The 19452-nt window shown below is 68.9% G+C and carries 26 protein-coding genes; 9 read left to right on the forward strand and 17 right to left on the reverse strand.

Translation table 11 applies throughout. From position 1 onward, the window contains the following. Positions 1-30 precede the first annotated feature (30 nt). From thpD to ACWEH3_RS24050, 11 genes are all read right to left on the reverse strand, one after another. Positions 31-936 (reverse strand): ectoine hydroxylase, encoded by a 906-nt coding sequence (gene thpD / locus ACWEH3_RS24000; RefSeq protein WP_450019650.1) that lies wholly within the window; start codon positions 934-936, stop codon positions 31-33. 8 nt (positions 937-944) lie between these two features. Next, positions 945-1343, reverse strand: coding sequence for an ectoine synthase (locus ACWEH3_RS24005; protein WP_379253779.1), 399 nt, complete (start codon positions 1341-1343; stop codon positions 945-947). Beyond that, positions 1340-2617 (reverse strand): diaminobutyrate--2-oxoglutarate transaminase, encoded by a 1278-nt coding sequence (gene ectB, locus ACWEH3_RS24010; protein ID WP_450019648.1) that lies wholly within the window; start codon positions 2615-2617, stop codon positions 1340-1342. The genes ACWEH3_RS24005 and ectB overlap by 4 nt, the downstream gene beginning before the upstream one ends. Beyond that, positions 2614-3216, reverse strand: a complete 603-nt coding sequence (gene ectA, locus ACWEH3_RS24015) for a diaminobutyrate acetyltransferase (protein ID WP_450019646.1) — start codon at positions 3214-3216, stop codon at positions 2614-2616. The genes ectB and ectA overlap by 4 nt, the downstream gene beginning before the upstream one ends. Before the next feature lie 82 nt (positions 3217-3298). Next, a complete protein-coding gene (locus ACWEH3_RS24020) occupies positions 3299-3535 on the reverse strand; it encodes a sensor histidine kinase (RefSeq protein WP_450019644.1) in 237 nt (78 codons plus the stop codon). A gap of 98 nt (positions 3536-3633) precedes the next feature. Beyond that, positions 3634-4344 carry a response regulator transcription factor gene (locus ACWEH3_RS24025; protein WP_450019642.1) on the reverse strand — a complete coding sequence of 237 codons (711 nt, stop codon included), beginning with the start codon at positions 4342-4344 and terminating at the stop codon, positions 3634-3636. A gap of 446 nt (positions 4345-4790) precedes the next feature. Further along, on the reverse strand, positions 4791-5138 hold the full coding sequence (locus ACWEH3_RS24030) for a hypothetical protein (RefSeq protein ID WP_355075259.1): 348 nt from the start codon (positions 5136-5138) through the stop codon (positions 4791-4793). Positions 5139-5650: 512 nt separating this feature from the next. Beyond that, positions 5651-6436 carry an RNA polymerase sigma factor SigF gene (locus tag ACWEH3_RS24035; protein WP_450019640.1) on the reverse strand — a complete coding sequence of 262 codons (786 nt, stop codon included), beginning with the start codon at positions 6434-6436 and terminating at the stop codon, positions 5651-5653. Beyond that, positions 6426-6857, reverse strand: coding sequence for an ATP-binding protein (locus ACWEH3_RS24040; RefSeq protein ID WP_450019638.1), 432 nt, complete (start codon positions 6855-6857; stop codon positions 6426-6428). Before ACWEH3_RS24040 ends, ACWEH3_RS24035 begins: the two co-directional genes overlap by 11 nt. 168 nt (positions 6858-7025) lie before the next feature. Continuing rightward, entirely contained in the window at positions 7026-7709 is a 684-nt protein-coding gene (locus ACWEH3_RS24045) for a PAS and ANTAR domain-containing protein (RefSeq protein WP_450019636.1), read from the reverse strand. An 89-nt stretch (positions 7710-7798) separates the two neighbouring features. Next, a complete protein-coding gene (locus ACWEH3_RS24050) occupies positions 7799-8212 on the reverse strand; it encodes an STAS domain-containing protein (protein WP_355075253.1) in 414 nt (137 codons plus the stop codon). Positions 8213-8596: 384 nt separating this feature from the next. On the opposite strand from ACWEH3_RS24050, the gene ACWEH3_RS24055 reads away from it, so the two are divergent. After that, positions 8597-9808 (forward strand): glycosyltransferase, encoded by a 1212-nt coding sequence (locus tag ACWEH3_RS24055; RefSeq protein ID WP_450019634.1) that lies wholly within the window; start codon positions 8597-8599, stop codon positions 9806-9808. A 1-nt stretch (position 9809) separates the two neighbouring features. On the opposite strand, the gene ACWEH3_RS24060 is transcribed toward ACWEH3_RS24055, so the two are convergent. Both ACWEH3_RS24060 and ACWEH3_RS24065 read right to left on the reverse strand, forming a co-directional pair. Continuing rightward, positions 9810-10322 carry a DUF6328 family protein gene (locus tag ACWEH3_RS24060; protein ID WP_450019632.1) on the reverse strand — a complete coding sequence of 171 codons (513 nt, stop codon included), beginning with the start codon at positions 10320-10322 and terminating at the stop codon, positions 9810-9812. Beyond that, positions 10309-10734 carry a ChaB family protein gene (locus ACWEH3_RS24065; RefSeq protein WP_450019630.1) on the reverse strand — a complete coding sequence of 142 codons (426 nt, stop codon included), beginning with the start codon at positions 10732-10734 and terminating at the stop codon, positions 10309-10311. Before ACWEH3_RS24065 ends, ACWEH3_RS24060 begins: the two co-directional genes overlap by 14 nt. A 141-nt stretch (positions 10735-10875) precedes the next feature. Here ACWEH3_RS24065 and ACWEH3_RS24070 point away from each other — a divergent pair, with 141 nt between their 5' ends. From ACWEH3_RS24070 to ACWEH3_RS24080, 3 genes are read left to right on the forward strand one after another with little or no spacing between them, the layout of a single operon-like run. Continuing rightward, positions 10876-11439, forward strand: a complete 564-nt coding sequence (locus ACWEH3_RS24070; RefSeq protein WP_355075246.1) for a nucleotidyltransferase family protein — start codon at positions 10876-10878, stop codon at positions 11437-11439. Beyond that, positions 11440-11709, forward strand: a complete 270-nt coding sequence (locus ACWEH3_RS24075; protein ID WP_355075244.1) for a BON domain-containing protein — start codon at positions 11440-11442, stop codon at positions 11707-11709. 5 nt (positions 11710-11714) lie between these two features. Continuing rightward, complete coding sequence (locus ACWEH3_RS24080; protein ID WP_450019627.1) at positions 11715-12434, forward strand: metallophosphoesterase family protein; 720 nt, start codon at positions 11715-11717, stop codon at positions 12432-12434. 12 nt (positions 12435-12446) lie between these two features. Here ACWEH3_RS24080 and ACWEH3_RS24085 read toward each other — a convergent pair whose 3' ends face one another. Further along, a complete protein-coding gene (locus ACWEH3_RS24085; RefSeq protein ID WP_450019625.1) occupies positions 12447-12866 on the reverse strand; it encodes a CBS domain-containing protein in 420 nt (139 codons plus the stop codon). A gap of 196 nt (positions 12867-13062) precedes the next feature. Here ACWEH3_RS24085 and ACWEH3_RS24090 point away from each other — a divergent pair, with 196 nt between their 5' ends. From ACWEH3_RS24090 to ACWEH3_RS24110, 5 genes are read left to right on the forward strand one after another with little or no spacing between them, the layout of a single operon-like run. Further along, positions 13063-13398, forward strand: coding sequence for a hypothetical protein (locus ACWEH3_RS24090; protein WP_450019623.1), 336 nt, complete (start codon positions 13063-13065; stop codon positions 13396-13398). A 57-nt stretch (positions 13399-13455) separates the two neighbouring features. Next, positions 13456-13914: a hypothetical protein gene (locus ACWEH3_RS24095; RefSeq protein WP_450019621.1), complete on the forward strand. Its 459-nt coding sequence runs from the start codon at positions 13456-13458 to the stop codon at positions 13912-13914. Then, entirely contained in the window at positions 13911-14228 is a 318-nt protein-coding gene (locus ACWEH3_RS24100) for a hypothetical protein (RefSeq protein ID WP_450019619.1), read from the forward strand. Before ACWEH3_RS24095 ends, ACWEH3_RS24100 begins: the two co-directional genes overlap by 4 nt. Beyond that, complete coding sequence (locus ACWEH3_RS24105) at positions 14225-15160, forward strand: glycosyltransferase family 9 protein (protein ID WP_450019617.1); 936 nt, start codon at positions 14225-14227, stop codon at positions 15158-15160. Before ACWEH3_RS24100 ends, ACWEH3_RS24105 begins: the two co-directional genes overlap by 4 nt. Before the next feature lie 52 nt (positions 15161-15212). Continuing rightward, a complete protein-coding gene (locus tag ACWEH3_RS24110; protein WP_450019615.1) occupies positions 15213-16718 on the forward strand; it encodes an FAD-dependent oxidoreductase in 1506 nt (501 codons plus the stop codon). A 16-nt stretch (positions 16719-16734) separates the two neighbouring features. Here ACWEH3_RS24110 and ACWEH3_RS24115 read toward each other — a convergent pair whose 3' ends face one another. From ACWEH3_RS24115 to ACWEH3_RS24125, 3 genes are read right to left on the reverse strand one after another with little or no spacing between them, the layout of a single operon-like run. After that, the gene (locus ACWEH3_RS24115; RefSeq protein WP_450019613.1) at positions 16735-17262 is read right to left on the reverse strand and encodes an AAA family ATPase; all 528 of its coding nucleotides are present in this window, start codon (positions 17260-17262) and stop codon (positions 16735-16737) included. 53 nt (positions 17263-17315) lie between these two features. Next, on the reverse strand, positions 17316-18176 hold the full coding sequence (locus tag ACWEH3_RS24120; protein WP_450019611.1) for an SDR family oxidoreductase: 861 nt from the start codon (positions 18174-18176) through the stop codon (positions 17316-17318). Positions 18177-18211: 35 nt separating this feature from the next. Continuing rightward, on the reverse strand, positions 18212-19237 hold the full coding sequence (locus ACWEH3_RS24125) for a PP2C family protein-serine/threonine phosphatase (RefSeq protein WP_450019609.1): 1026 nt from the start codon (positions 19235-19237) through the stop codon (positions 18212-18214). Positions 19238-19452 lie beyond the last annotated feature (215 nt).

The raw sequence follows: 19452 nt of genomic DNA on the forward strand, positions 1-19452 counted from the left end.
GGCGGGCCGCACGCGCGGGGCGGCTCGGAATCAGGCCGACAGCGGCGTGAAGTCCCGGCTGCCGATGTAGCCCGGTCGCGGCGCGGGCGCGGCGAACGGGTCGACGAGCGCGTTGTCCACGCTGTTGAACACCACGAAGATGTTCGAGCGCGGGAACGGCGTGATGTTGTTCGACGACCCGTGCATCAGGTTGGAGTCGAACAACAGCGCCGAGCCCGCCCGGCCGGTGAATTGACTGATCCCGTACCGGTTCGCCAGCGCGGTGATGTCGTCGGTCGTCGGCACGCCGATCTCCTGCTCCTGCAACGACTCCCGGTAGTGCTCGGCCGGAGTGCTGCCCAGGCACGGCACGAAGGTGTGGTGCGAGCCCGGCATCACCATGAGACTGCCGTTGATCGGATAGTTGTCGGTCAGCGCGATCGACAGGCTCACCGCTCGCGGCGCGGGCATGCCGTCCTCGGCGTGCCAGGTCTCGAAATCGGAATGCCAGTAGAAACCGGCGCCGCGGAAACCGGGCATGTAGTTCACCCGGCTCTGGTGCACGTACACCGGCGAACCCAGCACCTGTTCGGCCAGCCGGAGCACTTGGGGCCGACGCACCAGTTCGGCGATCGCCTCGCTCAGCTTGTGCACCTCGAAGACCGAACGCACCCGGTTCGACGACTTCTCCACGATGACACGGTCGTCGTCGCGCAGCGCCGGATCGTTCGCCAGCCTCGTGATCTCCTCGCTGTACTCGCCCACTTCCGTGGGCGTGAGCAGCTGATCCAGGATGGCGAACCCATCGGCGTCGAACGAGGCCAGTTCCGGGCTCTCGACCTTCCCCCACACCGCGGGGTCGGCACGCTCCAAGTGCGGAGCGGGCGCGCCGAGACGGGTCGGGTAGCGATCGTAGCGAGCCGTCTCGGGCGGTGTTTCGGTGTGCTGCAGAACCATTGGGGTCCTCAACCTCCGATCGTCGCGGTGACCAGCGGATAGACGCCGTTGCTGTCGTGAACCTCCTGACCGGTGACCGGCGGGTTGAACACGCACATCATCCGCATCGTGGTGCGCACCTCCAAGCGGTGGCGTTCGTGTCCGTCGAGCAGGTACATCGAGCCGGGCGCGAGCTCGTAAGTGACGCCGTTGTCGAGATCGGTGAGCGTGCCCTCGCCCTCGACGAGCCACACGGCCTCCACGTGATTCAAATAGTGGAACTCGTGCACCGTCCCGGCGTCAATGGTGGTCTCGTGGAACGAGAAGCCGACGCCGTCGCCGCCCAGGACGATGCGCTTGCTGCGCCAGCCTTCGCCCGCCACGTCGCGCTCGGTACCGGTGATCTCCGCGGTGCTGCGCACGATCATGCGATCGCCCCCATCCCGCCGCACACCGACTCGACGGCGCCGGCGAGGACGCCGAGCCCCTGGTCGAGTTCCTCGTCGGTGACCGTCAGCGGCGGCAGCAGCTTCACCACCTCGTCGGTCGAGCCGGAGGTCTCCACCAGCAGCCCGCGCTCGAAGGCGATCTGGCATACCTTGCCCGCCTGCGAGGGATCGTCGAACACCACGCCCTGCACCAGTCCGCGTCCACGGGTCGAGACGCCGGGGAAGTGCGCGGCCAGCTCGCCCAAGCTGCGCGCGATCTTCTCCCCCTTGGCCAGGGTCGCGGTCTGCAGGGCGTCGTCGGACCAGTAGTGGCGCAGCGCGGTCGTCGCGGTGACGAACGCGGGGTTGTGGCCGCGGAAGGTGCCGTTGTGCTCACCCGGCGACCACTCGTCCAGCTCCGGCTTGAACAGCACCAGCGCCATGGGCAGGCCGTAGCCGCCGATCGACTTCGACAACGTCACGATGTCGGGCGTGATGCCCGCGATCTCGAAGGAGAAGAACGGTCCGGTGCGGCCGCAGCCCATCTGCACGTCGTCGACGATCAACAGGATCTCCCGCTCCGTGCACAGCCCGGCGAGGTGGCGCAGCCACTCCGCGCGGGCGACGTTGACGCCGCCTTCCCCCTGCACCGTCTCCACGATCACCGCGGCCGGACGGTCGAAGCCCGACGAGGTGTCGTCGAGCACCTTCTCCATCCACTGGAAGTCGGCGGTGGTGCCGTCGAAGTAGCCGTCGTAGGGCATGTGCGCGGCGTGCACCAGCGGCACACCGGCGCCCGCGCGCTTGGCGGCGTTGCCGGTGACCGACAGCGCGCCGAGCGTCATGCCGTGGAAGGCGTTGGTGAAGCTGACGATGGTCTCGCGACCGGTGACCTTACGCGCCAGCTTGAGCGCGGCCTCGACCGCGTTGGCGCCGGTCGGGCCGGGGAACTGGACCTTGTAGTCCAGGCCGCGCGGGGTGAAGAGCGTGTCGCGCAACGTCTCCAGCAGTTCGCGCTTGGCTCCGGTCGACATGTCCAGGCCGTGGGTGATGCCGTCGCTCGCGATGTAGTCCAGCAGCGAGCGCTTGAGCACATCGTTGTTGTGTCCGTAGTTCAGGGCACCGGCGCCCGCGAAGAAGTCCAGGTAGTCCTTGCCTTCCTCGTCGCGCAACCAGCTGCCCTTCGCCGTGGTGAACACGGTGGGCCAGGCGCGGCAGTAACCGCGCACGTTCGACTCCAGACTCTCGAAAACGGTGGTGTCCGCGTTGATCATCGGTGATCCTCCTCGGTGGTGCGGGCGGTCGGGGCGATGCGATACAGGTCTTCGGGTGCGTGGCTGTCGGGGAAGACGCCCGCGTCGAACAAGTGGCGCTTGGTCACCTCGGCGCCGCGCGCCGCCGCCACCGACGTGAACAGCGCGATGGAACCGGCGTTGTCCGGCGAGATGGTGGTTTCGAGTACCGAAACGCCCTGAGCCGCGACGCTGTTGAGCAACGTGTGGAGCAACTCGGCGCCGATGCCGCGGCCGCGCTGCGCACGGTCCACCGCGATCTGCCAGACGAAGACGGTGTCGGGCGCCTGCGGACGGACGAATCCGATCACGTATCCGACGACGCGACCGTCGGATTCGGCGACCACCGAGGTTCCGGCGAAGTCCCGGCACCACATCAGGTACGCGTAGCTCGAATTGACGTCCAGCACCGCGGAATTCTTCGCGATGCGCCACATCGGGGCGCCGTCGCCCAAGCGGGGTGTACGCAGGATCACAGCGGGCCCGGCGTTTCTCCGAGACGGGGTGGCCCCCAGGGCGGCCGCGGCGTTCCCGACGCGCGATCGCTCGATCTCCGCTGGGGACAGGGTTGGCGATGACATACAACTCCTCGTCTTTCAGCAGTACTTATCCAGGCTTGCGAAGCGACTTTGAGGTGAACCTGTCGACTTCTTTACGGTCGTATTACGGATGGATGTCGCCGCGCCGGGGCAACCGCACGACGAATCGCGCGCCGCCGCCGGGACGGTCGGTGCAATGCACCCCGCCACCGTGTGTGGCGACCGTCTCGGCGACCAGCGCCAAGCCGATCCCCGTCCCGTCCGGCGAGCGGCGGCCGCTGCGGGCGGTGGCGAATCGTTCCGAGATCCGGTCGCGGTCCGCGGCGGGAACGCCGAGGCCAGCGTCGTCGACGGTGAGCACCGCGTCGGTCGGCGTTGTGCAGCAGGTGGGCCACCGCGCGCTCCAGTTCGACCTTGCGGCCGCGCACGGTGACGTCCGGTTCGGTGTCGGAGCAGCGTTCAGCGGCGCACATCGAGGCGATAGCCGAGCCCGCGCACCGTCACCACGATGCGCGGATCGGACGGATCCCGCTCGATCTTCGTGCGCAAGCGGCGCATGTGCACGTCCACAATGCGTTCGTCGCCGAAAAACCCACGGTCCCAAACACGTTCGAGCAGCACCTTGCGGCTCAGCACCCGGCCCGGCGTCTCGGCCAGCTCGCACAGCAATCGGAATTCGGTGAGCGTCAGCCCGATCTCCTCGTCGCCGCGGCGCACCACCCCGCTGTCTTGCGCGAGGACCAGCGGAGCCGTGTCGTCTGCCTCGAGCACCATCTCCTGCGGCGTCTCCCGTTCGGCGGTCACCCGGGAGCGGCGGCGCACCGCGCGCATACGAGCGGTGATCTCCTTGATTTCGAACGGCTTGGTCACGAAATCGTCGGCACCCGCCTCCAGGGCGGCCACCACGTCGTGGGTATCGTCGCGAGCGCTGACCACGATGATCGGAACGTCATGGTCGCGGCGGATCTCCCGGATACATTCGAACCCGTCCATGCCGCCGAGCATCAGATCGACGATCATCACATCGGGAACACCATTGCTGCGCAGATGAGTGAGCGCGTCCTCGGCTTCCTCCGCCTCGCCGACGTCGTATCCCTCGTCTTCCATAGCGAGCCGTAACGCACCACGGACCCGGTCGTCGTCTTCCACGATCATCAGGTTTGCGCTCAAGACCTTATCCCTTGCAGACATGCGGAAGCGCGTCACGATGCGGACAACCGCATCCCCATACCGACGCGACGTTCCGCTTTTCGAGCAACCTTTGCTCGGCTTCGAGTACCCCTGTGCCCGGCCGGTAAACGTCCGGCAGACCGATGTGGGGCCTCTTGGTTGTTCCATCGACGCTATACGCCCGCCCGACTCGGGCAGCACCGGGGCGGCAGCGGAACTCGCCTTCCGCGCACCGCGGCACGACGCGGAGAACGACACCGACCGCGAAAAGCGCACGGTAACAGACCTTTTCGAATAAGCGATCGCATCAGGCCGTGGCGGCGCGAACCACAGGGCCGACAATAGGTTTCACCAGGCGATCGTGCCGTGCGTCACATTGATTCCGATGCACCCATCACAGGCGCGCGACCGTGACCGGTCTCACGACTATTCCAGCGGCCGCCCGGCTATCGCGGCGGCTCCAAACGGTTGAAGTTGCTCGGCGGATCATCGGTGCCGCGCTCCTCGTACCAGAAGCGAAGTTTCCTCGCATCGAACGTGGCGAACCACTCTTCCCACCGCACCGGGCGCAGCACGGCGCCGCCGTACCCGGGAAAGTCGAATCGCAACACCCCGAGCCGTCCGTCGTGCTCGCTGCCCGGCACGGTCGCGGGCCGGGCTCCGCGCTGGGCGGCCCAGCGGCGGATGACATCGTGGTTCCTGGTGACGGAGATCCCTCGGGACTGGATCGACGCCCCCGGCCCACCCGGTCCGAACCGCGGATTCCGGGTGCCTGGGCGGCGCTGGTCGGTCATGACGAGCTCCTCGAGCCATCGGCATCTGTTGTCCGGTTCCTGTCTAACTACCCGTTGGGCCTGTTACGCAAACTGGTCGGCCGCACCGTGGCTGCCGCGCGAACCGGTTGGCGCGGTGATCGGTGGGTAACCGGCCGATGATCGGCCGGACGAAGCGCGTTCGCAGCCGGAGCGCACGCCGATCACCCGAACGAGGAGGAGTTCGCATGTCCCCCGACAGCGCGACACAGCCGGTCCCGCCCACGCCCGAGCCGGACCCCGTACCGCCCATCCCGGAACCGGATCCCGTACCGCCGATTCCCGAGCCGGACCCCATTCCGGAGCCCAATCCTGTTCCGCCGGAACCTGATCCGCATCCGCTGCCACCGGTGCCGGGCCCCGCGCCACGTCCCCCGGTACCGGGACCGGCGCCGACGCCCCCCGTGCCGGATCCCGGCCGCCCTTCGCCGGACCCCGGCCTGCCAGGGCCGTCGCCGGACCCGACTCCGCCGAATCCGGTGTAGCGGGCGACGTCAGTCCCGCAGCGCCTGCTCGCGCAGCGCGTTCAAGGTCCGGGAAAGAATGCGCGAAACGTGCATCTGGGAGACTCCGAGCCGCTCGGCGATCTGATTCTGTGTCAACGACTCGAAGAATCGCATGGTCAGCACCTGACGCTCACGCTCGGGGAGGTCGCCGAGCAGCGGTTCGACCGCCATCACGTCCTCGACCAGGTGATAGGAGGGCTCTTCGGCGCCGAGGCTGTCCAGTAGCGGCTGCGCGGCGCTCTCGGCGTCCTCACCGGCGGCCGCGTCGATGGACGACGACTGGTAGGCGTTGCCCGCGATCAGCGCTTGGGTCACCTCGACGAGCTCGACATCCAGCTCCGCCGCGATCTCCCTGGCGCGTGGCATCCGGCCCAGTCGCTGGGACAGCGTTTCGACGGTCGGACCGATACTCAGCTGGATCTCTTTGGTGCGGCGGGGCACCCGCACCGCCCAGGTGTTGTCCCGGAAGTGCCGCCGGACCTCGCCCATGATCGTGGGCACGGCGAAGGACAGGAACGACGACCCGCGCGTGACGTCGAAACGGTCCGCTGCCTGCACCAACCCCAGGCGGGCCACTTGCAGCAGGTCGTCGAAGTTCTCGCCGCGTCCGGCGAACTTGCGGGCGATGTGCTCGGCCAGCGGCAGGCATCGTTCGATCAGCTCCCGACGCATCGGCGCACGTCGTGGATCGCCGGGATCCAGCGCGGCGATCTTTTCGAACAGCGGCTCGATGTTGTCGTAGGTATCCCCGCGCGACCTCGGCTCACCCGCCATTCGGCGCACCTCGCACCCAGCTGAAGTCGATCACTGTCGGATATCCGCCGAGCACACTGTCGTAGGAGCCTTGCGCGGCGGCGATCGAATCGGTCAGCGTGCGTACGATGTGCCAGCCGAGCCCGGCGTGCCCGAGCACCGACTCGGTGACCGCCACCGAGGAGACGTGCACGAACATCTTCCCGTCGTCATAGGTGAACTCGCAGTCGATCGTCGAGCCCGCGGCGGCGTCGATGATGAGCGAGGTCGCCACTTCGTCGAGCGCGAGCCGGATGTCGGTCACCTCGTCCAAGGCGAAGTCCGCGATGAGGGCGACTGTCTCGGCGAGCGCGCGGAGCATGGTCAGCTGTTCCAGCCGGGCGGGCACCCGTACACCGACTGTCGTCGTGTCGGTCGAGGATCGGGAAGTCGACTCCCCCATTTGCCCATCACCACCTTGTCCTCACAGCCACTCCACTGTGGCCTGCATACCGCCGCCGAGTTCTCCTTCTCAGCCACCGGAACACCGCGTGCGCCACGGGGTGTGGAGCGGAATATCGCCGCGTTCCTCGTCCGGGACGTACCCGCAGGGGTCGGATCGAAACGCCGGTCAGTCGCTGTCGATGCGCTCGTGGGCGGTGAGCAGTAGATGATCGAATTCGGTGCGCAGCCCTACCGTGATGCCGGCCAGACCGGGCAGATCGGCGACCAGCCGCGCGGCCAGTTTGCGCAGTTTGACGTTGGTTTCCTGCGATCGCCAGCTCAGCACGCGGAACGCCTGCTCGGGGCCGATGCCGTAGATCAGCATGAGCGCGCCCTTCGCCTGCTCGATCACCGCTCGGGCGGCGTACAACTCGGGCAGGGCGTCGTCCAGCGTCTCCTGCCGGTGCTCCGCGAGGGTGTCGGTGACGTCGATGTAGTAGCCGGAGGTGCCCACCACGAGCCCCGAGTCGTCGATCATCCGGTCGGCGACCAGGACCACGTGGTGGACCGCGCCCGCGGTGTCGATGATGCGATGACGACTGGAGAACGGTTCCGCGTCGGCGATCGACCGCGCCAAGGCGCTGGCCACCGCTTCGCGATCGTCCGGGTGCTTGTGCTTCAGCAACAACTCCGTGGTCGGCGTCACGGTCCCCACCGCGTAACCGTGCATCGACGCGACCTCGTCCGACCATTCCCACCGCTGGTCGGCGAACCAGAAACGGAAACTGCCGACACTCTGCGGCCTTCCGGTACCGATCACTTGGTCCAGCGCGAAGGCGTTCTCGGGCTGGACCGACCTGCTTTCACTCACCGCTGAAGTATCCGATGCCGACGCACCCGGTGTGACCGGATCGGGAGCGGTCACACCGGCGAGCACGGGCCTCGGGGACAGTCTTCGGCTCAGGCGTCCAAAGCTGTGCGCATGGACTGGTAGCGGGGGAACAACGACCGCACGCCGGTCACCTCGAGTGCCCGCTCGACTCCCGGTCCGCCCACGACGATGCGCAGGTCCGGGCGACCCAACCCCTCTCTGCGCAGCGCACCGAGCCGCACGGCCGCGCGCAGACTCAAGAACCTCGCCGCTCGCAGATCGATCACGACGGCATCGCACGGTGACTGCAACGCACGCTCGACCGTCTCGAAGAATTCGGCCGACACGGCGGCGTCCAACTCGCCTTCGACCCGGACCACCACGCATTCGCGACGGCGGTCCACCCGCTGTGCCCACAACCGGTTGTCCCGACGACGTCCCGGTCCCGAACCATTGAGATGCACGCCCTCGGCGTGGTCCCGTAGCAGAGAAATGGCAGACAAGTCGAACCTCCCGTGTAGGGGGTATCCAGTCCTCCGCGACGGCCGGAGAGGGCAGCGCGCGAATCGGTTGCCGTGCCGTCCCATCGACCGGCTGCGCCGAATGCGTCGAACCGGGGTCGGCTGTGATCTCAACCTCCCTACAGTGTGGCACGGCCGACCCCTTCCCGACAGCGTTCGGTAGGAGAACGTGACCCGCCGCCGGAGGGCCCACAGCCGGGAAAAACCGACCGTTCGGCCGGGAATGTGACCGCTGACGTGGGGTTTCATCGGGCCGACCGCGGGCATATACCGAACATATTCCCGAACGTCACGCGATGCCGGTCGTAGGGCAACCGCGCGTATCCGCGCGCCCGGATGCCGCCCGCGACGAGAACGGAGCACCCGGTGAAGATTGCCATGGTTTCCGAAGATGCCAGCCCGCTCGCCGAAGGCAGCCCCGCCGACGGGGGCGGCCGCGGCGCCTATGTAGCGGAGTTGTCGGCCGCCTATGCTCGCCGGGGCCACGACGTGACGGTTTATACCCGACGTATCAGTCCGCACGCCCCGCCCGAGTTACTCGCCGACGGTGGTTATCGCGTGGTGCACGTCCCCGCTGGACCGCCCAACCCCTTGCCGAGCGACCGCACGCTGCCCTACCTCGGTGACTTCGGCACCGTTCTGCGACGGCACTGGGGTGTCGATCGGCCCGACATCGTGCACGCGCACTACTGGAAGTCCGGGCTCGCCGCCGAATTGGCCTCCCGCGCCCACGGCATCCCGGTGGTGCTGACCTTCCACGGGCTCGGCACCGTGCAGCGGCGCTGCGAAGGTCTCGCCGATCCGAGCCCACGCTCGCGGATCCGCTTCGAGCGGCTCATCGCGACGCGGGCGGCGCACGTGGTGGCGACCTGCTCCGACGAGGTCGCGGAGCTGGCCAGGATGGGCGTGCCGCGCTTCCGTACCTCGATCGTGCCGCACGGAGTCGACCTCACGAGGTTCACCCCGGAGGGCGCGGCCGCCGATCGGCACGCTACGCACCGGCTGCTCGCGGCCGGAGAGTTGGTGCGCCGCAGCGGATTCGACCCCGTGATCGGAGCGCTGGCGGAGCTGCCGGACACCGAGCTGGTGATCGTCGGCAGCCCCGCGCCCGACGACGAGGACGACGCCGAAGGCCGCAGGCTGCGCCGCATCGCATCGGATCTCGGTGTGCGAGAACGGCTTCAGTTGACCGGTCCGGTCACGCGGCCGACCCTGCCCCGGCTGTACCGCTCCGCCGACGTCGTGCTCTGCACGCCCTGGTACGAGCCGTTCGGCCGGGTGGCGCTGGAGGCGATGGCCTGCGGGAAGCCGGTGGTCGCCACGGCCGTCGGCGGCCTGCTGGACACGGTGGTCGACGGCGTCACGGGACGATTCGTCGCTCCGCCCGAACCCGATGCCATCGTGCGGGCGGTGCGCCCACTGCTGGTGGACTCGACGTTGCGCGAAACGTGGGGCGCGGCGGCCTATCAGCGGGCCGCGAGCCGCAATTCCTGGGATCGGGTCGCGGTCGAGACGCTCAGCGCCTACCATCGCGGCGCCCCCGCTCACGCGGGCGAGGTCGTCTCCTGGGCCCGGTGAATCAGTAGCGCTCGGCGCGGACGTCCTCGGACGCGCTGCGCCAGCGCCACGGCGCGACGAGCCATGTCGACACGAACAACGCGACAGCGGCGATACCGGTCACCACCGCCGCTGCCGTGCCCGTCACATAGTCGACCACGAGAACCACCGCGCCGATCAACGCGAGACCCAGCAGTGCGACACCGGCCATCGCGCACCGGTGCGCCGCCCAGACGACATTGCCCAGCCGGTGCCTGCGGAACAGGATCCGATGCCAGGACACCGGCGCGATCAGGAACACCGTCGCCCCCAGCACAGCAGCCAAAGTGGCGATGTACAGCGCTCGCAAGCCCGGCGCCAGCGTGCCGAACGACGCCTGGAACGGCAGCACCAGCAACGCCCCGAACAGGAATTGCACACCGGTCTGGACGACGCGCAACTCCTGGATCAGGCTCGCCCAGTTCCGGTCCAGTCGTTCCAGCTCGGTCTCGCCGCGCGCACGGCGGGCCCAGTCGTCTTCCTCACCCTCGGGCACGCGCGGACTCCCGGCGGTTGCGTTTCTTGATCGCCTCGACGAGTTCGTCCTTGCTCATCCGCGAACGCCCGGGGACCTCGAGTCGCCGGGCGACGTCCAGCAGGTGTTGTTTCGACGCGTTGGCATCGACGCCTTCGGCCGTCTCACCTCGCGCGTCCGGCCCGTGTTGCCTGGCGCGTTGGTCCGAGGGACCGCGGTGCGCCTTGGGCTCCCAGTGGTCGCCGACTTTCTCGTAGCTGTGCTTCAGCGCGGCATAGGCGACGCGGTGGGCGCGCTGTTCGTTCCCGTCGTACTGCTCCAGCGCGGCGTCGTGCGCCTCGGCGAAGGTGCGCTGCGCCTTCTCCTCCGACCGCTTCAGCGTGCTCGGCAGCTCGGACTTCTTCACATCGCCGCGCGCTGTCGTCTTGGGCATGTGTCGCTCCTTCCCTGCTCGCGAGGTTGGTCCGAAGTGGTCCGAAAGCCCGGTGCCGGGCCGCGTCGGGCCCTCCGGATATCCGGACGCATACCCGGTGAAACGTCGATTAACCCGGTGTCCGCCGGGTACCACCGCTGCATGGCCGTTACCACCGATCAGCTGCTGCATGCGCTCACCCGTACGGTGAACGCCTTGGCGGCGACAGACATCCGATTCGCGGTGGCGGGCGGTTGCGCGGTCTACGCCCGTGGTGGCCCCACCTCCCAGCACGACGTGGACATCTTCGTCAAACCGGCGGACAGCGGGCGGGCGATCCAAACGCTGGCCCGTGCGGGCCTGCGGGTGTGCGACCCGCCGGAGAACTGGCTACGCAAGGTCTACGCCGACGACATCCTGGTGGACGTCATTCACCGCCCGAACGATCGCGAGGTGACCGACGAACTGCTCGACCGGGCCACCGAGATGCGGATCGGGCCCGCCAAGGCCCCGGTGATCAGCGGTACCGACCTGATGATCGACAAGATGCTCGTCTTCGACGCGCACCGCCTTGATCTCAGCCCGATCCTGCACATCGCGCGCGACCTGCGCGAACAGGTCGACTGGGAGGTGGTGCGCGAGCAGACCAAGGCCTCGCCCTACGCGCGGGCCTTCCTGGGCCTGCTGGACGATCTCGGCATCACCCGCACCGGAAAGGTGGAGTAGATGGAGCAGCCGCAATACCTGGTCGCACGATTGCGCCGGGCGCTGGCCGAGGATCCCCGCACCGCCGAACTCGGTGTGCAGGTGACCATTCGCGGCGACGTCGTGGTGCTGTGCGGCGAGGTGAGCAGCGAGAACTGCAAACAGCAGATGGAAACCGTCGTGCGCGAACAACTTCCGCACGCTCGGATCCACAACGACGTTCATGTCACCCGTCCCACGGCGCCCGTCGAAACCGAGACGCTGGAGCCGGACGGATCCGAAAGGAGTTGAGCGGCATGCGGATAGCCGCGGTCGGTGACGTACATCTCGGCGTGGATTCGCGCGGGGAATGGCGGGAGGCACTGGACGGACTGTCCGCGCGAGCGGATGTGCTCCTGCTGGCGGGCGACCTGACGCGCCACGGTGCCGTCGACGAAGGCCGGGTGGTCGCGGAGGAGTTCGCCGACCTGGGCGTGCCGGTCGTCGCCGTCCTGGGCAACCACGACTATCACAGCGACGCCGATCAGGAGATCAGCAGCGTGCTGGCCGACCACGGCATCACGGTGCTGGAAGGCACTTCGGTGACGTTGCACATCGACGGGAGCACGCTCGGGATCGCGGGCGCGAAAGGCTTCGGCGGCGGCTTCGCGGGCAAGTGCGCAAGCGTCTTCGGTGAACCCCTGATGCGCGAATTCGCCGGGCACACCGTGGACGTGGCCGCCGCACTCGGCGATGCGCTGGCGAATCTGCACACCGACGTCACCGTCGCGCTCACGCACTACTCCCCGATCAGCGACACCCTGCACGGCGAGCCGAGGGAGATCTATCCGTTCCTCGGCTCCTACCTGCTCGGCGAGGCGATCGATGAACACGGCGCCGACCTGGCGTTGCACGGTCACGCGCACGCGGGTACGGAGCGCGGCACCACTCCAGGCGGCATCCGGGTGCGCAATGTCGCCCAGCCGGTGATCCGAGCGGCGTACGCGGTCTACGACATGCACCCGGCCGCGGTCTGAGTAGGGCCGGACTCAGAAGTCGGTCGAGATCGCCTCCACGGTGCTGCCCGACTGGGTGTTCTCGACGGTGGTGGCCACGTCGGCCTGCGCGATGATTCCGACCAGCTTGCCTTTCTCCAGTACCGGCACGCGGCGCACCTGATGCTGCGACATCACCGACATCACCTTGCGTACGTCGTCGTCGGCTTCGACGGTGACCAATTCCCCGCCCCCGAGTTCGCCCGCGTCGACGCCGAGCGGGTCCTTGCGCTGGGCGATCACCTTCACGACGATGTCGCGATCGGTGAGCATCCCTTTCAGCTTGTCGTCCTCACCGCAGATGGGTAAGGCGCCGACGTTCAACTCCGCCATGCGCTGCGCGGCCGCCACCACCGTGTCGCTGGAGCGGACACACTCCACGTTCGGGGTCATGATGTCCCGTGCTGTTGTCATCGGGGTCCTCCTGGGACTTCTCGCGGGTATGAGCGGACCTGAATAGGGTCGCTCGCTGACGTCCTACCCCCGTTTCGGATCCCTTAACGCGGGCATCCGACCGGTATGGCCGCCCCAGGACGGCCCGCTCGCAACGCCGCGGGCCCGGGGTTGTCCGCGCACCGAAATCGTTGCCGCTCAGCAGAAAGGACATCCGATGCTGCCAGCACCGAACGAGCCGACCGCGGGATCCGGCGCCGGAGACGCACCCCGGACCCACGCGTTTCCGGACGACACCCGCACCATCCGGACACACGCCGGAGAATCCATCGAGGACGCCCGGAACTGGCCGGGCATCATCCTGGTCGCGGTGGGCATCGCGGCCATGGCCCTGACGCTCACCGCCGCCGGGTACGGATTCGCGGGGTGGGCGGTGGTGGCGGGGGTCGTCAGCGGCGTCTGCATCATCGCGGGCGTCTTGGTGATCGTCGCCGAGCACCGCCGGATCAAGGCGCGAGAAGGCATGCGGCTGCGGGATGCCGCCGGTCACTGACCCTCGCCCGATCGCGTGCCGCCCACGGGGATGCGGCTTCGAACAACAGGAGAAGGAATGACATACCAGCCCAATCGGCCCTTGGGCCGCTTCGCCCTGCTCATCGGCGCTATGGCGGCGGGATCGGCGCTCACGGCATGTTCGGTCGACGGCGGCGATCCGGCCGCGGATACGCCCCAACCCGCGACCGTCTCGATCACCATGCCGGGGCCGAGCAGCCCTCAGGTGCCGAACACTGACCAGATCACGGCGGAAGCGGCGAAGCAGCTGTGCGACATGGTGGGCGCGGACATCGACACCTGGCGTGGCCAGAGCGCCACGGTGGCCAAAGTGACGTTCAACGGCACCGTGCACAACTGGGCGGCCCGTAACGGCGGGCTCAACGACGTCGTCGTCACCCACCGCGACACGGTCGACGCCGTCACTACGCAGACCTGCCCCGACGTGCGCGAACAGGCGGTGCAGGCGCTCGGCGTACCGGACCTGGCCTCGGCGCTGGCGGGGTTCGGCCGATGAGCGCCGCGCGCCGGATGGGCATCGCAGTCCTGGCCGCGCTGGCGGTGTGCGCGGCGGGGTGCGGCGACGAGCCGGAGAAGATCGTGAACAAGGGCGGTGACACACCGTGCAACGAATACGTCGCCCAGGATCCCGACAAGCAGCGCGTCACCACCGAGAAGTTCCTCGAAGAGGAGCGCGAGGGGCACGAGACGCCCGACGCCAGAACCGTCGACGCGGCGATCACGGCGATCAAGTTGATGTGCGCGGCGCAGGCCAATCCGGACACCCCGATCCGTAAGGCCGACCTCACCGGCGTCTTCGTGCCGAAATGACCGTCTTGCTCGCGTTGCGGGCGCACGGGTTGCGGGAACTGCTGACCGCGGTTCCCGCCCTGCGCGCGTTGCACGACGCCCGCCCGCGGCACCGGCTCGTACTGGCCGCGCCGGGATGGCTGCGCCCGGTGGTGGAACTGGCCGCGTGCGTCGACGAACTCCACGCGACGCCGATGGCGGCCGGATTGCGCTGGAACGCCGCGGCGCCGACCTTCGCGGTCAATCTGCACGACTCCGGGGCCGGGAGCATACGCGCGCTGCTCGCGACCGATCCGGAACGGATGATCACCCACCGCCACAAGGATTTTCCGCAGGTGCCGGGTCCGCTGTACGAGCCAGGCGTGCCCGATGCAGTGCGGTGGTGCCGACTACTGGATTGGGCGGGCATCCCAGCCGATTCGGCCCGACTGGACATCACACCGCCGCCGGAATGCACCGGAGAGCGGCGCTCCATCGTCGTCTACCCGGGTGGAGCCCCGGCGCGTCGCTGGCCCGCCGACCGTTTCGCGACGGTGACCGCGGGCCTGCGCGAGCGGGGATGTCCGGTACATATCGTCGGCAGTGCCGCGGACCGTCCGCTCGCGCTCAGCGTCGCGGCACAGGCGGGCTTGCCCGAAAACGACGTCCTGGCAGGCGAACTCACGCTGCGCCAACTCGCCGCGACGGTGGCCGACGCGTCTCTCGTGCTCAGCGGCGACACCGGCGTCGGGCATCTGGCCACGGCGTTCGGCACACCGTCGGTGCTGATCTTCGGTCCCGACTCGCCCGCGGTCTGGGGGCCGCCACCGGAAAGGGCGGCGCATGTCGCCTTGTGGGCCGGGCAGCCCGGCGACCCGCGGGCGGACACACCCGCGCCCGGATCGGCGATGATCAGCGCCGCCGAGGTGCTCGCCGCCGCCGATCGGCAGCTCAACGGCCACGTGCGAGTATGAGAAGGAATCCGCACGGGCGTTTCGCCCCGTCGAGACCGGCTATCTCGGGCATATGACGTCCCTATGGTTGCACGGCGCACAGGTGCCGGCGCGGTTGCGGTTGACGCCGGGATCGCGCTTCGACACGGTGGTGATCGGCGGCGGGCTCACCGGACTGGTGACCGCCCTGCTGCTGGTCGAGAACGGCGTGGAAGTGGCCGTGGTCGAAGGAAGGCGCGTCGGTGCGGGCACCACCGGGGCCACCACGGGGAAGGTCAGTCTGCTGCAGGGGACGCGTGCGCAGCAGATCGCCCGGCACCATTCCGACGACGTCCTGCGCGACTATGTGGCGGCCAATCGCGAAGGGCAAGAATGGCTCTTGGATTACTGTGCCGCGCACGGCGTGACCGTCGAGCGGGCAGCAGCCCTGACCTACGCGCAGAACGACGACGAAATGTCGGCCGTGCGAGCGGAATACGCCGCGACGCAGAAGGCCGGCCTGCCCACCGAGCTGTTGCGCGAGCTGGATGTCGAGTTTCCCGCGCGCGGCGCGGTGCGCTTGGCCGATCAGGCCCAACTCGATCCGATGGCCCTGTTGGCCGCGCTCGCGGCCGACGTGGAGTCACACGGCGCGCCGATCTACGAATCCACCCTCGTGCGCGGCGTACATCACGGTGGCGGAGGTGATCTCGTCGTCTCCACCGAACACGGCGACCTCGGCGCGGGCCGGGTGGTGCTGGCCACGGGGACACCGATCCTCGATCGTGGCGGATTCTTCGCCCGCCTCACTCCGCAACGCTCCTATCTGACGGCCTTCCGCCTGGACCGACCGGCTCCGCGCGATATGTACATCAGCGCGGGCAGCCCGACTCGCTCCCTGCGCCGCGCGCAGGAACCGGACGGCGAACTTCTGCTGGTCGGCGGGAACGGTCATGTCGTCGGCCGCGGCGGATCGACCCGGGAGAAAGTGGAGGATCTGGTGAACTGGGCGCACACCTGGTTCCCGGGCGCCGAGCTGACGCACCGCTGGTCGGCTCAGGACTACTCCCCCATCGGAGAGCTTCCCTATGTGGGTCCGTTGCTGCCGGGGCAGAACGACATTCAGCTGGCCACCGGCTACGCGAAGTGGGGTTTGACCAACGGGGTCGCCGCGGCGATCGCGCTGGCCGGACGGTTCACCGGGGCGTCACCTCGATGGGCGGGCGCGCTGGCGAGCTGGCGTCCGGACGAGCTCAAGGCACTGCCCGCGGCGACGAAGATCAACGGCGCCGTGGCGCAGAAACTCTCCGCGGGCTGGCTGCGGGTCGCGACCCACCACGACGGCGACGCTCCGGCCGAAGACTGCGGCATGGTCCTGCGCGAGGGCCTGCGCCCGACGGCGGTGTGCACCGTGGACGGCGTCACCAACCGGGTCTCGGCGGTGTGCCCGCATCTCTACGGCATCGTCAACTGGAACGACGCCGAACGCACGTGGGACTGTCCGCTGCACGGCTCGCGTTTCGCCGCGGACGGCACGCTGCTCGAGGGCCCGGCCACCAGCTCGCTCACTCCCCTGCACGAGCCGCGCGACGCCCGGTGAACGGGCGACGGGCTGCTCAGTCCGTCAGCGGCCTGGCATCGGCGAGGATTCGATCCACCGTCTGCTCGACCGTGAGATCCGACGTGTCCAGCCAGAGCCCGATCCGGGGAGTGGTCTCGCGCAACACCCTGTCCAGCCCCGCGACGGTGAATTCGTCGTAGGCGTCTTTTCCGCGTCCGGCCTCGCGCGCCAGGACCGCTTCGGTGCGCGGCGCGAGTACGACGACATACAGCGGTCGGGTGACGATCAGATCCGCCGTCCAGGGCAGGAATTCACCGAGGAAGACATCCTGCAGCACAGCCGTGAACCCGGCATCGGCATAGGCGTCGGCCGTCGCCGCGGCCAGGCTGTGCCGTAGCCGCAACTGGGCCAGCGCCTCGGGCGAGGGGTCCGCGGTCATCTCGGCGCGCCCGTTCACCACGAACCGGCGGAAGGCGTCCCCGCGCACGTGCGCCGAGAGCGGCAGCCGCTCGGCCAGCGCCTGGGCAACGGTGGATTTGCCCGCGGCCTGGATACCGGTGATCAGATAGACAGCCGATGCCATGACGACGATCATGGCGCGCCCCGCCACGACCGGCTACGGCGACCCCGCCGCGCTCAGTTCGCCCGAGCCCCTGCCTTCTGCTCGACATAGCGATTCATCGCCCAATTCAACCCGCGCATCGCGGCGTTGTACGCGGGCGGGAAATACCGCTGCGCCCAGAACCCCACGCGAATGTCGGGCGAGGTGAACACGAGGTAGCGGTTGCGCTCGACGCCACGCACGATCGAGCGCGCCGCCGCCTCCGGGGTGACCGCGTGCCGCATGAACAGCGCCATGCCCCGCTGCACCGCTTCGGCCGTGCGATCGACGCCCGCGATGTCGACGCTGTCGACCATCGGCGTGGCCATGGCGCCCGGACACACCAAGCTCACGCCGATACGGTGGCGTGCCAAGTCGAAGCGCAGCACCTCCGACACCCCGCGCAAGCCGAACTTGCCCGCGCTGTACGGCGCGTGCCACGGCAGGCCGAACAGGCCGGCCGCCGAGGACACGTTCACGACGTGACCGCCGCGTCCGGCCGCGATCATCGGGGGGACGAACGCTTCGATCACGTGAATCGGGCCCATGAGGTCGATGTCGACGGTGCGCCGCCACTGGTCGTGCGTCAGCTGGTCCACGGTCCCCCACGTGGCGATACCGGCCACGTTCATGACGATGTCGACGCTGCCGACCACGTCGTGCACCTGGGCCGCCAGCGCGACGACCTGGTCGTAATCACTGACATCGGCCGCCTCGGCGACGTGGACGGTCGCGCCCGCGGCGCGTGCGTCGGCCGCGGTCCGCGCCAGGCCGTCAGCGGCGATATCGGTCAGCACGAGCGAAGCGCCTTCGGTTGCCGCCGCGAGCGCCGTACTGCGACCGAGACCGCTGGCCGCGCCGGTGATCAGACAGGTTTTGCCGGCGAACTTCGTCATAGTCGATGACCATACGCAACCATGAACATCACTGTCTATGGAACCGGCGAACGACTCTCCCACGGAACCGGCGCGAGCGCGACCGTGATGTTGTCGCCGCCACCGCAACGCAATGCGAACTCCGCGAGCGCGCGGGCCGCCTCCGCGGGTGCCTTCGCTGCCACCTGGTCGGCCAGCGTGGCGGGCGCGGGCGAGTAGTTCCACAGCCCGTCGGAGCACAGCAGCAGCACACCGGGCCCCGAAACGCGCACCGTCCGAACGCAATTGTCCGCCCACGGCTTCGGCGGACTGTCCGCGCCGAGCCAGCGGATCAGCGTGTGCGCCCGGGGATCGGCCATCGCCGCGCGCTCGTCCATCGCACCCGCGTCGACCAGTGCCTGCGCCCACGAGTCGTCGACGGTCAAGCGCTGGGCCTGCTCGTCGCGTTGGAGCGTCGGCAGCCAATAGGCGCGGCTGTCACCGACATTCGCCACGGTGATCTCGGTTTCCGCGCCGTGGTGGGCGACGATGGCGGACACGTACGTGCACGAGGGCGCGGGACCATCGGGAACGTCCACGTCGCGGACCGCCTGCACCGCGGCCGCCAACCCGGCCATGATCGCCTCCGTCGCGGGCTGTCCGGCCGCGAGCGCGGCGGCGGTCGCGCCGACACCGGCCCGGACCGCCGCACCGGAGGCCACCTGCGGCCGGGACGAAGTCGACACGCCGTCACTGACCGCGATCACGACCGACGCGTCCGTTTCCGGCACTACGCCTTCCAGCACCCCGGCCGCGACGGCGTCCTCGTTGCGCGCATGGACGATGCCGCGATCGGTGAGCACCGCCACCGCGCCCAGATCGGTGTCGAAGCGATCCGCCACCGGCCGCGACCGGCCGCACCGCGCACAGCGCCCGTCGGCGTAGAAGTGGTCGCCTCCGCAATCGGCGCACGACGTCGCGTCGGGACCGGGCAGCGCTATGTATCGATAACCGAGTTCCCGACCGCAGGACCCGCACCGCAGGCCGTCGAGTCCGACAGCCGAGCATCCGGCGCAGCGTAGGTCGGCACCTTCATCGGTCATCGGACGGCTCCCCGGCCGACAGTGCCGTGGCCCGCGGGCGCGCCATGCTCCGGAAGTCGTTGGCCCAACCGTAACCACAGTGGCGTATTGCTGGTGCGAACTTCCACACCCTCCTCCTTCATCTCCCCGGCAGGCCGACTCCGATCGCGATAGTACGGGAGTGTTCCGGGTCTCGATCCCGGTGCCGGATCTCCCTGCCCGCTGCCCGGCAGCAC

The organism is Nocardia sp. NPDC004718, from assembly GCF_053601535.1.